This is a genomic window from Bacillus halotolerans, from assembly GCF_004006435.1.
GTDB lineage: Bacteria > Bacillota > Bacilli > Bacillales > Bacillaceae > Bacillus > Bacillus halotolerans.
In genome coordinates, this window is sequence record NZ_CP029364.1 from 3,444,781 (window position 1) to 3,457,577 (window position 12,797).

Sequence of the window (12,797 nt, forward strand, 5' to 3'; positions counted from 1 at the left end):
CTCTATTTTCAAAAGGGGGGATGCAAGTGAAAGAGGAGACGTTTTATCTTGTCCGTGAAGATGTGTTGCCTGATGCGATGAGAAAAACATTGGAAGTCAAAAAACTGCTGGATCGAAAAAAAGCAGAATCAGTGGCAGATGCCGTTCAAAAGGTGGATTTAAGCAGAAGTGCATTTTATAAATACAGAGATGCCGTTTTTCCTTTTTATACAATGGTTAAAGAGCAAATTATCACACTTTTCTTTCATTTAGAGGATCGCTCCGGGGCGTTATCTCAGCTCCTTCAGGCGGTGGCTGACTCTGGAAGCAACGTTCTTTCCATTCACCAGACCATCCCGCTTCAAGGGAGAGCAAACGTAACGCTGTCTATCAGTACATCTGCAATGGAAGAGGATATTCATACATTAATGAACAAGATGAGAAAGTTTGACTTTGTAGAAAAGGTTGAAATATTAGGTTCAGGAGCGTAAGGGGAGAGAATATTGTCATGAAAGTCGGTTATTTAGGTCCAGCAGCTACATTCACACATCTAGCAGTCAGTTCTTGTTTCCAAAATGGCGCCGAGCATGTTGCTTACCGCACGATACCGGGATGTATAGATGCGGCAGTTTCAGGTGAGGTTGATTTTGCTTTTGTTCCTTTAGAGAACGCATTAGAAGGATCAGTAAATTTAACAATAGACTATTTAATACATGAACAGCCTCTGCCCATCGTAGGTGAAATGACATTACCGATTCATCAGCACTTACTCGTTCATCCTTCCAGAGAAAATGCGTGGAAAGATCTAGACAAAATTTATTCTCACTCACATGCGATTGCGCAGTGCCATAAATTTCTGCATCGGCATTTTTCTTCCGTGCCGTATGAATACGCCAATTCAACCGGAGCGGCGGCAAAGTTTGTCAGTGACCATCCCGAGCTGAATATCGGGGTGATTGCCAATGAAATGGCGGCTTCTACATACGAATTAAAAATCGTAAAACGGGATATACAGGATTATAGAGACAATCATACGCGATTTGTCATTCTGTCTCCTGATGAAAATATAACCTTTGAAGTGAATTCAAAATTGAATTCAAGACCAAAAACAACACTGATGGTGATGCTTCCGCAGGATGATCAGTCCGGAGCGCTGCATAGAGTGCTGTCTGCTTTTTCTTGGAGAAACTTAAACCTGTCAAAAATCGAATCCCGTCCGACCAAAACCGGGTTAGGGAATTATTTCTTTATTATTGATATTGAACAGGCGTTTGATGAAGTATTAATCCCTGGGGCTATGCAGGAGCTTGAAGCGCTCGGATGCAAAGTAAAGCTGCTTGGTACATATCAATCTTATCAATTATAAAAAGCCCTATTAGGGCTTTTTTTAGTCTTCAATCAAAATACCGGCTTCTTCGAGTGCTTGACAGGCTTGATCGATGCGATGTTCATCGGGTGCTGTCAGTGTATGAAGATGCACACCATCTGTCAGCTGTGATAAATAGGCGGCATTTGTGGAATTGATCTTTTTGATGAAATGTTCGACTTCTTTTCGCGTGCCGACTTGGATCGCTGCAGTTAAATCTCCGTATACAGGGTGCTCGATTTTTACGTCTTTTACAGTTACCCCTTCATCCACGATGAGCTGCAATTCTTCTTCTGTCCGTTCAGGCCCGTGCAGACACGCTATAATTCTTTCTGCCTGCTGATGCTTCTGAGCGGCGGCGTCCAGATAGACATAGCCTTGGCTTGTGGCGATAATCGGCTCGTTTCTCGCTTTTAAAAGCGAGATATCCTGAACGATCACCTGTCTCGAAACATTTGCTTTTTTTGCGAGCTCTCCTCCTGTCAGCGGCGATGTGGATTCCTTCAGCCACAAAAGAAGCTGCTCACGCCTATTGGCGCCCAAGAGCTTTAATTCTTCGGTCAATATGATATTCTCCTTTCCTTTGTTCCAAAAGCGCTGTAAACGTATGTAATAACATATCCAGCTGTTCAGTTGTTGTGTTTTTTCCGAAAGAGATGCGGATAAATTGCAGGGCTTCCTGTTCTGTTTTTCTTAACGCTTTCATCGTTTCAGACGGCCCGTGATAACCTGCAGAACAAGCGCTGCCCGTTGAAATGCAAATATTATTCCGATTACATTCTAACATAACATATTGTCCTTCAAATGAGCCAAAAAAACACCCGATAATATGGGGCAGACATTCTGTGTTTGCACCATCTGCCGCAAGGGTTACAGGGAGAGACCGAATACGGATTTGTTCTAAAAAGTATTGTCTTAACATTTGATTATGGGATATCTGACTTTCCATTTCACTTACGATCAGCTCCGCTGCCGCTGTAAAGGCTCCGATACCCGGTACGTTTAACGTGCCTGCTCGAAACCCATTCTCATGAACGGTGTCAGGGTACACCGGTTTCCAATTGACGTCCGGCCGAATATAGACAGCTCCGACTCCTTTAGGGCCGTGAATTTTGTGACTGGAAATAGAGAGAGCATCCACCCCCATTTCTTCAGTATGGATGGGCAGTTTGCCGAATGTTTGTACCGCATCACAATGAAGAAGAATTTGCCTATTGTGAAGATACGATGACAGGTGTTTAATGGGCTGAATAATTCCTGTTTCTGAATTGGCATGCTGAATAGAAACCAGGCCTGTGTCCGGGCGAATATGAGCTGCCAATATTTCCTCGGTAATAAGTCCGTACTCGTTAGGCTTAATGATTGTCACGTCAAAGCCATGATTCTGCAGTAAAGCAGCACAGTTATGGATTGATTGATGTTCCATGGTAGTCGTAATAAAATGTCTTTTTGTTTTTGGCAGGCCGTTTAACAATGATTGAATGGCAAGAAAATTGGATTCAGTGCCGCCGCTTGTAAAATATATACCGCCTGTTTCTCCGCCGATTATGTCAGCTATTTTCCCCCGGCAGTACTCCAGTATATGATTTGCTTTTCCCCCAGCGTCATGCAAGCTGCTGGCATTCCCGTACATATCAATGCTGAGCTTCTGAAATACGTCCAGTGCTTCCTCGCAAATTGGCGTGGTTGCTGCATAATCTAAATAAATCATCCGGTCTTTCCTCCATATGTTCTTCATAAAAAACTCTTGAGTTTATTTTATCGTTGTGTAAATATAGGTGTCAAGACAGGTGTAAACAACAGGAGGTGGCATATGTCTATAAAGACGATTGTGGTTATTGGTTCAGGAGCGGCGGCACTTGCCCTGGCTTCTGCACTTCCGCCATCATACCAGGTGACTGTCATCACGAAAAAAAGCACAAAAAACAGCAATTCAAGACATGCACAGGGCGGAATTGCGGCGGCTTATGCAAAAGATGACTCGATTGCGTCTCATATGGAGGATACGTTATATGCAGGCTGCGGACATAACGATCAAAACATCGTATCAGACGTTTTACTTGATGGAAAAACCATCATTGAGAACTTTTTGGAGAATGACTTTCCATTTGACCGGGATAAACAAGGCAAAGTCAGCCTTGGCAGGGAAGGAGCCCATACGCGTAACCGCATATTTCATGCGGGAGGAGACGCTACAGGCAGCATGCTTATTGATTACTTGCTGAAACAAATCAATAGCCAAATCGAAGTCATCGAGAATGAAACAGCGGTTGATTTGCTGATGAAGAATGGGCGCTGTGCCGGTGTAGTGACGAAAGACAGCCGCGGCCGGATCAATTTGCGGCATGCGGATGAGGTTGTGCTGGCAGCTGGCGGATGCGGAAGCTTGTTTCAGCACCATACGAACGATCCATCTGTCACGGGTGATGGTCTTTCACTTGCTTACCGGGCCGGAGCGGAATTAACTGATTTAGAGTTTACCCAGTTTCATCCTACACTTCTCGTCAAAAATGGCGTCTCGTGTGGGCTTGTTTCAGAGGCAGTCAGAGGTGAGGGCGGTTTTATAACAGACCAAAACGGCCGCCGTATTATGGCCGGACGGCATCCGCTGGAGGATTTAGCACCACGGGACGTCGTCTCGCGGGTGATTCATGAAGAAATAGCAAAAGGAAAACGTGTGTATATTGATTGCAGCGCTATTTCTGACTTCGAAGTGCGTTTTCCCACAATCACCTCTATTTGCGAAAAGGCAGGGGTTGATATTCGTAAAAGAAAAATACCTGTTGCGCCGGGAATGCATTTCTTAATGGGAGGCGTTTCAGTCAATCGGTGGGGAGAAACAACTGTGCCCGGGCTTTACGCGATAGGGGAAACTGCATGCACCGGCTTACACGGAGCCAATCGTCTTGCGAGCAATTCCTTGCTGGAGGCACTTGTATTTGGTAAAAGAGCAGCAGAACATATCATGAGAAAACCGGTTGATATCAGGTATAGTCAATTCAACGGTGAAACCAGCGGAGTTTATGCGGTGCCGAATATCGAGCTTTCTGAACTGCAAAACAGAATGACAAGCGACATGTCCATAGTAAGAGAAAAAGACAGACTGATTGAGATGAGCAATTGGCTTTATGGGCTCCCATCTCAGAAGATAAATGTGAAGGATATCACAATTCCGCAGCTGGAGCTTTCTCACTTGTGTCAGGTTGCAAAGCTGATGACTTCGTCTGCTCTATTGCGGGAAGAAAGCAGGGGGGCGCATTTTCGAATTGATATCCCTCAGGCTGATACAGGCTGGCAAGGCAAACAAATTGTCCATACAAAAAAGGGAACCAAAATGAGAAAAAACGAAGGGATTTGGAGAAATGAATCATTTACAGCTGAAAAAATTGCTGAATCACTTTTTTCATGAGGATATAGGGACGGGAGATCTTACATCACAGTCCATCTTTGAAGGACAGAACTGTGAGGCCTCAATTGTTGCAAAGTCAGACGGCATTTTCGCCGGAGCTGCGGTAATAAAGGAAGGCTTTGCCTTTTTAGATGAAAAGGTTCAGACGTTTTTACACAAAAAAGATGGAGATCATTTGCGAAAGGGTGATGTGATTGCCGTCTTACGCGGGCCGGCCGCTGCTCTTCTTTCTGGAGAGAGGGTAGTATTAAATCTTATTCAAAGGCTGTCGGGTATTGCGACGATGACAAGGCAGGCTGTTGAACGGCTTGATGATGAACAGATTAAGGTTTGTGACACAAGGAAAACGACGCCGGGGTTAAGAATGCTCGAAAAATATGCGGTCAGGGTCGGAGGAGGATATAACCATCGATTCGGCCTGTACGACGGAATCATGATCAAAGATAATCATATTGCAGCTTGCGGTTCCATTGTAAAGGCGTGTGAAAAAGCGCGGCAGGCAGCAGGGCACATGGTGAATATTGAAGTGGAAATTGAATCTGAGGAGCAGCTCAGAGAAGCCATTCTTGCTGAAGCTGATGTCATTATGTTTGACAATTGCCCGCCTGACACTGTCCGCCATTTTGCAAATATCACACCGGATCACATTAAAACCGAAGCTTCCGGAGGAATTACATTAGAATCTCTGCCCACTTTTAGAGGGACGGGTGTGAATTATATTTCCTTAGGATTTCTGACTCATTCGGTCAGAAGCTTAGATATCAGCATGGATGTAGCGTTAACAAATCAGTCAGTGGAGGAATGCGGTTATGTCAATTCTTGAGGCAATCAAACAATTTGAAATGATGCCTGACCATTATAAAGGGCTGTCAATGAAAGAGATGGAGAGACGTGTTGCAGCCATTAAGGAAAAGTTCGGGAGCAAGTTGTTTATTCCAGGCCATCATTATCAAAAGGATGAAGTAATTCAATTTGCTGACCAAACGGGCGATTCACTCCAGCTTGCCCAAATGGCGGAAAAAAATAAGGATGCGGAATATATTGTATTTTGCGGCGTACATTTTATGGCAGAGACCGCTGATATGCTGACAGGTACGGACCAAACGGTCATCCTGCCAGATATGAGAGCGGGCTGTTCTATGGCTGATATGGCTGACATGCAGCAGACGAACAGGGCGTGGGAGAAACTTCAGCATATATTCGGCGACACGATCATACCATTAACCTATGTGAATTCTACAGCGGAGATCAAGGCATTTGTCGGAAAGCACGGCGGAGCGACTGTAACCTCATCCAATGCCAAAAAAGTGCTTGAATGGGCGTTTACACAGAAAAAACGCATTTTATTTCTGCCTGATCAGCATTTAGGAAGGAACACCGCTTATGAACTTGGTATCCCGCTTGAGGACATGGCTGTCTGGGACCCGATTCAAGATCAATTAGAGAACGAGGCAGAACAAAACGATATCAAGGTTATTCTTTGGAAAGGCCACTGCTCTGTTCATGAAAAATTCACCGTGAAAAATATAAATGATTTGAGAGAACGAGATTCTGACATCCGGATCATTGTTCATCCTGAATGCTCCCATGAAGTCGTAATGCAAAGTGACGACAGCGGATCAACGAAATATATTATTGATACAATCAGCCACGCTCAGCCGGGAAGCAAATGGGCAATCGGTACAGAAATGAATCTTGTTCAGCGACTGATTCAAGAGCATTCCGACAAACAAATTGAATCACTCAATCCGGATATGTGTCCATGTCTGACGATGAATCGAATTGACCTCCCGCATTTGCTCTGGTCTTTAGAACAAATAGAAAAAGGAGAACCAGCAGGCGTGATCAAAGTGCCGAAAGTCATTCAGGACGATGCCCTTCTTGCGCTGAATCGAATGCTTTCCATCACGTAAACCAGAAATATTTCCCCTCCTGTACTCATAATTTCTTTCGATCAGGCATATGTTGTGAAGAAACATATTGTAATCACAACTGAACTGTTCACGTTTTGCATAGGAGGGGAAAACGTTGAAAATCCATATCGTTCAAAAAGGCGATTCACTCTGGAAAATAGCTGAAAAATACGGAGTTGATGTTGAGGAAGTAAAAAAACTCAATACGCAGCTCAGCAATCCAGATTTAATCATGCCTGGGATGAAAATAAAAGTGCCGTCTGGAGGTGTTCCAGTCAGAAAAGAGATAAAAGCGGGCAAAAGTCCGGCGGCAGTCGGGGATGAGAAGCAAGAACATCCATTTTCTAAGGAGAAGCCTAAATCCGTTGTCGACGTAGAAGACACAAAACCGAAAGAAAAGCAGTCTGTTCCTTTTGTCCCGCCGATGCCGAATTTGCATGATAATGTGTATCCTGAAGCTGATGTGAACGATTATTATGATATGAATCAGCTTTTTCAGCCTTGGTCACCTCCTAAACCGGAGGAGCCTAAAAAGCATCATGACGGAAATATAGATCATATGTATGACATGCAAGATCAATTTCCACAACAGGAGGCAATGAGTAATATGGAAAATGCAAATTATCCGAATATGCCCAATACGCCTAAGGCGCCAGATGTAGGCGGTATGGAAGAAGAAAACATCCACCACACTGTTCCGAATATGCCGGCAGTTCAGCCATATTATCCGTATCCAGCCCATTTTGTGCCATGTCCGGTTCCTGTCTCACCGATACTGCCTGGATCCGGCCTGTGCTACCCATACTATCCTGCACATGCATTTCCGATGCATCAGCCTTATGGCTACCAGCCAGGTTTTGTATCACCTTCGCAATATGATCCGGGTGAATATGATAACCAGCATCATGAAAACAGCCATCACGGGCATTACGGATATCAGCCTTCGCACGGCGCGCCTCAATATGCATCGCCGGCTTATGGATCTCCTTATGGGCATATGCCATATGGTCCTTATTATGGCGCTCCTCAAGTGATGGGTGCTTATCAGCCAAATGTGGCACATGGTTATATGCCGCCATTTAAGGATCATGATGATTGCGGGTGTGACGATGATCAGCAGCCATACTTCTCAGCACCTGGATATCAGGGAGGAGCATATGGAACTCCTTATATGCCTTACGGAGGAGCAAATCCGAATCCGTATGCAGCCGGAACTTCCATGCCAAATCAGCCTTCAACAAACCAGATGTTTGGACGCCCGGAAGAAGAAAGTGAATGATTGTTCGGGACGATGTAAATCGTTCCTTTTTTTATATTGTCTTACAATCGTCGAATGGTCATAACTGACACGCTTAACATATCTCCCTGATGCACATGATAAAAACGAGCACAACATGCTCAATCAGTCCTCGGGGGGTTTTTCCATTGGGTAGAAAGTTAACAATTGCAGGCCTCATTTTGATGACAGCCGGATTAACAGCATGCGGCGCAAATAATGATGCCCTTAATGATACGCGTAATAACGGTAATAACGGCAATACCCGTCCAATCGGATATTATACAAATGAGAATGACGCTGACAGACAGGGAGACGGGATGGATCACGACGGCCCGGTCTCTGAATTGATGGAGGACCAGAACGGCCAGAACGGCCGTGACCGAAACACAACCAATGTAAACGACCGTGTTACTGCAGATGATCGCGTCCCATTGGCAACTGACGGAACATATAACAACACAAATAACAGAAACATGAACCGAAATGGGACGAACAACAACGGGTATGACAACCAAGAGAACAGAAGACTTGCCGCAAAAATCGCCAATCGTGTGAAACAAGTCAAAAACGTCAACGACACACAAGTGATGGTAACGGATGACAAAGTAGTCATCGCAGTCAGAAGCCACGCTGATTTTACACAGTCTGACAGGCAAAATGTCAAAAAAGCCGCACGAAACTATGCGGATGGCCGTGACGTTCAAGTATCTACAGATAAAGGACTGTTCACAAGACTTCATAAAATGAACAGACGCTAGGACTAAGAAGGCTGCCGGAGAGTGATTCCCGGCGGTCTTTTTCTTTACAACGGCTTGCAATACCCATTAAAGTGTACATAGAAATATCAAGGAAGGTGAAAGCATGGCTGGCCATTCTAAGTGGAAAAACATCCAAAAAAGAAAAAATGCGCAAGACGCAAAGCGCGGAAAAGTATTTATGAAGCTTGCTAAAGAAATCTATGTGGCAGCAAAGCAAGGCGGAGCCGATCCTGAAGCAAATTCAGCATTGCGGCTTGTGATTGAAAAAGCAAAAGGCGCCAATATGCCAAATGATAATATAGACCGTGCCCTAAAAAAAGCCGCAGGAAGCCAGGACGGCAGCAGCTACGAGGAAATCACCTATGAAGGCTACGGTCCCTCAGGGGTTGCCGTCATGGTGGAGTGCTTAACTGATAATAAAAACCGTACGGCGACAAATGTGCGGACAGCTTTCAATAAAAACGGCGGAAGTCTCGGAGAAAGCGGATGTGTAGCATTTTTGTTTGAACGGAAGGGGTACATTGCAATTGACCGCACACATCGGCAAATAGAAGAGGATGACTTGATGCTTGATGTCATAGAAGCGGGCGGCGAAGAGCTGCAGACAGAGGATGAATTCTTTGAGGTATTAACAGCGCCTGAACGTTTTGAAGAGGTAAAAACAGCACTTGAAGCAAATTATCCAGTTGATTCAGCTGAAGTAACCATGATTCCGAAAACATATGCAGAGGCTGATGATGAGGCTGTTGAAAAACTGGAAAAATTGATCGATGCGCTTGAAGACGATGATGATGTTCAGGCAGTGTATACAAATTACCAGTAATATAAAAATGACCGGCGCGAAGTGATCTCAGGCCGGTCTTTTTTCATCTTAAGAGACGCGCTCATTTTCGTGTGTGTATTCTTTCTCCCAGAAATCAGCGTTTTTGATGCCGAGAGCTTTAGGATCAAAGACTGGGTCTAAGCCTTGTTTCTTCTGTTGCTCATAATCCTTTAACGCAATAAGCGCCGGCTTGGCGAGCAAAACAATGGCAATGACGTTCAGCCAAACCATAATGCCAAGTCCCGCGTCACCTAATGCCCAAGCAAGTGTAGCGGTTTTGACAGCACCGTAGAATGTCGCGGCTAAAATGATCAGTTTTAAGCCCAGCATTGCCCACTTGCTTTCTCTGCCTCTCGCTAAATATGTGATATTTGTTTCAGCGATGTAGTAATAAGCCATAATGGTTGTAAAAGCGAAGAAGAACAAAGCAATAGCGACAAAGCCTGCACCAAAGCCGGGCAGCACACTGTCAATGGCGGCCTGAGTGAAGCCCGGTCCAGCTTCTACACCTTTCAGGTGATTGACAATAAATGAACCGTCGGCAGCCTGTGTATTGTACATACCGGTAAATAAAATCATGAATGCTGTAGCGGAACATACAAATAAAGTGTCGATATAAACAGAAAATGCCTGAACCAATCCTTGCTTTACCGGATGAGATACCTCTGCGGCGGCAGCAGGATGAGGGCCTGTTCCTTGTCCGGCTTCGTTTGAATAAATGCCTCGTTTGACGCCCCATGAAATGGCCATGCCGATGAGACCGCCGAATGCGGAATCTAATGCAAAAGCACTTCTGAAAATCAAAGAAATGACAGCAGGCAGTTCAGAAATATTCATCACAATGATGATCAGAGAGAGCAGAATGTATCCGACTGCCATAAACGGGACAATCATTTGTGCGGCACTGGCGATACGTTTTACACCTCCGAAAATGATAAAACCTAATAAGAGAACAAGAAAACAGCCAGTAATGGCAGGAGAGATGCCGAATGCATTTTGGACGCCCGCTGCAATGGAGTTGGACTGGACCCCTGGCATAAGGAGAGCCATTGCAATAAGGGCCGCAGCCGCAAATAAAACAGCAAACCACTTAATGCCTAATCCTTTTTCTATATAATAAGCGGGTCCGCCTCGATATTGGCCGCCTTGTTTCACTTTATAAATTTGGGCAAGAGTAGATTCAACAAAGGCGCTCGAAGCACCGATAAAAGCAATGGCCCACATCCAGAACACCGCGCCGGGTCCGCCGAACGCAATTGCTGTTGCCACACCTGCGATGTTTCCGGTCCCCACCCTGCCGGACAGCGCGATTGATAATGCTTGAAACGAAGATACCCCTGCCTCTGAGCTCTTGCCTTGAAACATCAGCACAATCATTTCCTTGATGTGTCTGACTTGTAAAAAACGGGTCACAATAGAAAAGATCAATCCAATTCCTAATAAAATATAAATGACGGGTGTACTCCATAAGACCGCGTTTAAACTAGCAACAACATCTGCCATCAAGCTTCCTCCTCACGTCGTTTCGATTGCATTTATAAAGAGGATTTTGGGTTAATTGAACTATTTTTACAATCAATCTGTCACATTATATAACGTGTAATGATCATGAGAGGGGAGAATGGGGTGAAAAAAGCGCAGCGTATGAAGTACGCTGCGCTTCTGTTTATAAAGGCATGTGGACACCAATTATGAAACAGTCTTTGAGAAATAAATAGCCAAGCTCATTGTGTATATAAAAGGCAAACGATAAGGATCTTTCATTATCTCACCTCACTGATGCTTGCGGCGGTTCCTCACGAATCCAATGATCATCCTTTCGCCAATCATAAGTTTCATCGATATCGAGATGTAAAGTCTGGCTGCCGATTTTTACTGTATTGTTGTTCAACCATTTAACAGATAGTCTGCTGTCAGGATAATTCCAATAGATTGTTTTTTTGACAAGTGTTTTTTCATTCACGAGTTCGCCCCTGGCGGCATCTGAGCTTAAGGTATTTTTGGATATATAAGTGTTTAGCGTATAGCTTCCGTCAGGCGATTCCACTGATTGTACGAGGCTGCCTTTCGGAACGTTTTTCAGTGAAAAAAACATCCAATAGACGGCACCGCCGAAGAACAGAAGACATGAGAATATTATAAGAAGGACTTTACTGCGTGTTTTGATGTGACTATCTCCCTTTTTCTCTCTTTTACCACATCACGGATTTTATACGATCTTTACATTTCTTTAAAATTTCCTCAATAAAGTGCAGGTATGATAAAAGAAAATAGATAAAGGGTGGAGGAGACAGAAATGGAAAACACATATTGTCATTCCAGCGAAAAGAACTCAGACGCGGTTTATTTGAGTGTGAGAGGATATCGCATCAAGCTGTCGCCTGAACAAATGAATTTAATTTCTGCTGTCAGAAAGTAAAAATAAAATGATAAAGGCAGCCGCTTATGCGGCTGCCTTTTCTATGAAAAATATTTTCTTTTCCGTTGTGCAAAGTGCTTCTGAAACCAAACTTTTTTATATAAAAAAGCAATAACCTCAAGCCAAAAGCCCGGGATTTTTTTCGGGAAAATCGGCTTTTTATAAAGCGTATGATACGCCGTTTTTAAATCGTCCCACTGCGTGCACGTTTTCGTCTGTTCAAATCTCGCAACATCAATGACCCGCACTGCTCCGGATTCTGTCAGAATCAGATTGCGCAAATGAATGTCTGACGGGTTGAGGCCGGCTGCACGGGCGTCAGAAAGTGCGTCCTCTACCTGCTGAATCATATCGTCGCTGATCGCGATGCCTTTTTTCAGGCAGTTGTAAAAGGTATCGCCTTTAATATATTCCATTAAAATAAATGAATCACCAGTTTCATAAATGTCAGGGTAGAATGCGGATCCGGCTAATTTTTCATAAATCGCTGCTTCTTTGACGGCTGTCGCTTGATACTCCGGAAAAAATACCTTCAGCGCCATTTTCCGGTCACCTTCTGTTATGGCAAACACATAGGCGCTTCGTCCCTTGCCGATCAATGTTAATTCCTCGGGTTTCTCTTTGACTTTATCAAATCTGCTGTTTTGGCGGTATATGACTGAATGGGCCAGTGCCTCTGCTTTTGTCAGCATTTCATTCACCTTCTTTGCTCTATTTTATGCAGTTGTTTATAGGAAAATCCAAAACTGTTCAGGAAAAAGAGCCTAAATATAGTGTATCTGGTCTTGGGAAAGAAGGCTACCTATAAGCTTTGATTGTGATAAAAGAGACATGAAAACGTTGATTCCACT

14 protein-coding genes are annotated in these 12,797 nt (G+C 44.2%); 9 read left to right on the plus strand and 5 right to left on the minus strand.

Annotated elements, in window-relative coordinates; genetic code table 11:
• Positions 1 to 26: 26 nt before the first annotated feature.
• On the plus strand, positions 27 to 470 hold the full coding sequence (thrR, locus tag DIC78_RS17655; RefSeq protein WP_010335153.1) for a transcriptional regulator ThrR: 444 nt from the start codon (positions 27 to 29) through the stop codon (positions 468 to 470).
• A gap of 17 nt (positions 471 to 487) precedes the next feature.
• Positions 488 to 1,345 carry a prephenate dehydratase gene (gene pheA, locus DIC78_RS17660; protein ID WP_106020198.1) on the plus strand — a complete coding sequence of 286 codons (858 nt, stop codon included), beginning with the start codon at positions 488 to 490 and terminating at the stop codon, positions 1,343 to 1,345.
• Between the two features lie 21 nt (positions 1,346 to 1,366).
• Here pheA and DIC78_RS17665 read toward each other — a convergent pair whose 3' ends face one another.
• Both DIC78_RS17665 and DIC78_RS17670 read right to left on the minus strand, forming a co-directional pair.
• A complete protein-coding gene (locus DIC78_RS17665; RefSeq protein WP_095714293.1) occupies positions 1,367 to 1,909 on the minus strand; it encodes a transcription repressor NadR in 543 nt (180 codons plus the stop codon).
• Positions 1,875 to 3,056, minus strand: coding sequence for an IscS subfamily cysteine desulfurase (locus DIC78_RS17670; RefSeq protein WP_127696694.1), 1,182 nt, complete (start codon positions 3,054 to 3,056; stop codon positions 1,875 to 1,877). Before DIC78_RS17670 ends, DIC78_RS17665 begins: the two co-directional genes overlap by 35 nt.
• Before the next feature lie 102 nt (positions 3,057 to 3,158).
• Here DIC78_RS17670 and nadB point away from each other — a divergent pair, with 102 nt between their 5' ends.
• The 6 genes from nadB to DIC78_RS17700 all read left to right on the plus strand — a co-directional run bounded on the left by nadB (position 3,159) and on the right by DIC78_RS17700 (position 9,527).
• Entirely contained in the window at positions 3,159 to 4,754 is a 1,596-nt protein-coding gene (nadB, locus tag DIC78_RS17675) for an L-aspartate oxidase (protein WP_127696695.1), read from the plus strand.
• Positions 4,708 to 5,577 carry a carboxylating nicotinate-nucleotide diphosphorylase gene (gene nadC / locus DIC78_RS17680; RefSeq protein WP_127696696.1) on the plus strand — a complete coding sequence of 290 codons (870 nt, stop codon included), beginning with the start codon at positions 4,708 to 4,710 and terminating at the stop codon, positions 5,575 to 5,577. The genes nadB and nadC overlap by 47 nt, the downstream gene beginning before the upstream one ends.
• Entirely contained in the window at positions 5,564 to 6,667 is a 1,104-nt protein-coding gene (gene nadA, locus DIC78_RS17685; RefSeq protein WP_127696697.1) for a quinolinate synthase NadA, read from the plus strand. The genes nadC and nadA overlap by 14 nt, the downstream gene beginning before the upstream one ends.
• A gap of 115 nt (positions 6,668 to 6,782) precedes the next feature.
• A complete protein-coding gene (gene safA, locus DIC78_RS17690; RefSeq protein ID WP_106020193.1) occupies positions 6,783 to 7,946 on the plus strand; it encodes a spore coat assembly protein SafA in 1,164 nt (387 codons plus the stop codon).
• A gap of 146 nt (positions 7,947 to 8,092) precedes the next feature.
• Positions 8,093 to 8,704, plus strand: a complete 612-nt coding sequence (locus DIC78_RS17695; protein ID WP_024122340.1) for a spore germination protein SgpA — start codon at positions 8,093 to 8,095, stop codon at positions 8,702 to 8,704.
• A 103-nt stretch (positions 8,705 to 8,807) separates the two neighbouring features.
• Positions 8,808 to 9,527: a YebC/PmpR family DNA-binding transcriptional regulator gene (locus DIC78_RS17700; RefSeq protein WP_106022198.1), complete on the plus strand. Its 720-nt coding sequence runs from the start codon at positions 8,808 to 8,810 to the stop codon at positions 9,525 to 9,527.
• Between the two features lie 48 nt (positions 9,528 to 9,575).
• Here DIC78_RS17700 and DIC78_RS17705 read toward each other — a convergent pair whose 3' ends face one another.
• Both DIC78_RS17705 and DIC78_RS17710 read right to left on the minus strand, forming a co-directional pair.
• Entirely contained in the window at positions 9,576 to 11,030 is a 1,455-nt protein-coding gene (locus tag DIC78_RS17705; RefSeq protein ID WP_127696698.1) for an alanine/glycine:cation symporter family protein, read from the minus strand.
• Between the two features lie 265 nt (positions 11,031 to 11,295).
• Complete coding sequence (locus tag DIC78_RS17710; RefSeq protein WP_240671148.1) at positions 11,296 to 11,649, minus strand: DUF5412 family protein; 354 nt, start codon at positions 11,647 to 11,649, stop codon at positions 11,296 to 11,298.
• 174 nt (positions 11,650 to 11,823) lie between these two features.
• On the opposite strand from DIC78_RS17710, the gene DIC78_RS17715 reads away from it, so the two are divergent.
• Positions 11,824 to 11,946: a hypothetical protein gene (locus DIC78_RS17715; protein WP_127696699.1), complete on the plus strand. Its 123-nt coding sequence runs from the start codon at positions 11,824 to 11,826 to the stop codon at positions 11,944 to 11,946.
• A gap of 41 nt (positions 11,947 to 11,987) precedes the next feature.
• Here DIC78_RS17715 and DIC78_RS17720 read toward each other — a convergent pair whose 3' ends face one another.
• The gene (locus DIC78_RS17720) at positions 11,988 to 12,638 is read right to left on the minus strand and encodes a phosphotransferase (protein WP_106020190.1); all 651 of its coding nucleotides are present in this window, start codon (positions 12,636 to 12,638) and stop codon (positions 11,988 to 11,990) included.
• Positions 12,639 to 12,797: the final 159 nt, after the last annotated feature.